This window comes from Citrobacter sp. TBCS-14 (genome assembly GCF_005280805.1).
Lineage (GTDB): Bacteria > Pseudomonadota > Gammaproteobacteria > Enterobacterales > Enterobacteriaceae > Citrobacter > Citrobacter gillenii.
Genome location: NZ_SZWM01000224.1, coordinates 1 through 202 on the forward strand (window position 1 = coordinate 1; position 202 = coordinate 202).

A 202-nucleotide genomic window follows, 5' to 3' on the forward strand; every position below is an offset into this window, starting at 1 on the left:
TGGGTATTACGGTCATCAGCACGATGACTATCCACCGCTTCATTCGCCTCTCCTTGTCGTTGCCACTGCCACCGTGATGGCTCACAATCATTCCCTGTGTCGATAGTTACGCTTTGGGCTGTCACCTGAGATACCCTCCAGATGCCATTCAGAACATCTCGCTGCTCGACCCTCCGCCATTTGTGTTGACCATCCTGCATAA

1 protein-coding gene is annotated in these 202 nt (G+C 52.5%); it reads right to left on the minus strand.

Translation table 11 applies throughout. The features are described 5' to 3' along the window. A partial coding sequence (locus FDX22_RS12220; RefSeq protein ID WP_146717261.1) for a HofP DNA utilization family protein occupies nucleotides 1-200 on the minus strand: 200 nt, incomplete at its 3' end. Nucleotides 201-202: the final 2 nt, after the last annotated feature.